The 633-nt window shown below is 32.2% G+C and carries 1 pseudogene; it reads right to left on the reverse strand.

Annotated features, from left to right (window positions below):
• A pseudogene (locus ACQY5W_RS13290) lies at positions 1–633 on the reverse strand (DNA-directed RNA polymerase subunit beta); the annotation flags it as partial.

Below are 633 nucleotides of genomic sequence, written 5' to 3' on the forward strand. Positions count from 1 at the left end.
AAGTGAATAAGGTCCAGTAGATCTTGCGTGAACTTTTTCATCAACTAAGTGATGTAGTTTAAGCATATACATATAACCTACATTTACTCTTTCTTTCATCTTATCACCAGTTTTACCATCAATAAGGTGAGTTTTACCATCTGTATCAATTTTTGCTAATTCAAAAAGTTTAATAAACTCTTCTTCTTTTACACCATCAAAAACTTGTGTTGCAAATCTAACACCTTTTGTCCAATCTTGTGCATATTCAATTAATTGCTCATCACTTAAAGTACCTAAGAATTCTTTTCCATTCATAAGTTTTGTAACATCAGCAATCTCAATCATTTTGGCTCTTAATTCTGAAACAAATTCAGTTCTTTTAGCATCAAAGATATCTTGGATTTGTGTTCCAAGTCTTTTACCAACTAATCCTAAGTGAACTTCTAAAATTTGTCCAATGTTCATCCGTGATGGAACCCCAAGTGGGTTAAGAATAACATCTACAGTTGAACCATCTTCTAAGTAAGGCATATCAACTTGTGGTACGATGTTAGAAACAATACCTTTGTTTCCATGTCGTCCTGCCATTTTATCCCCAACTTTAATTTTTCTCTTAGTTGCAATATAAACTTTAACTTGTTTGATAACACC

The sequence above is a fragment of the Arcobacter sp. genome (assembly GCF_050300555.1).
Lineage (GTDB): Bacteria > Campylobacterota > Campylobacteria > Campylobacterales > Arcobacteraceae > Arcobacter.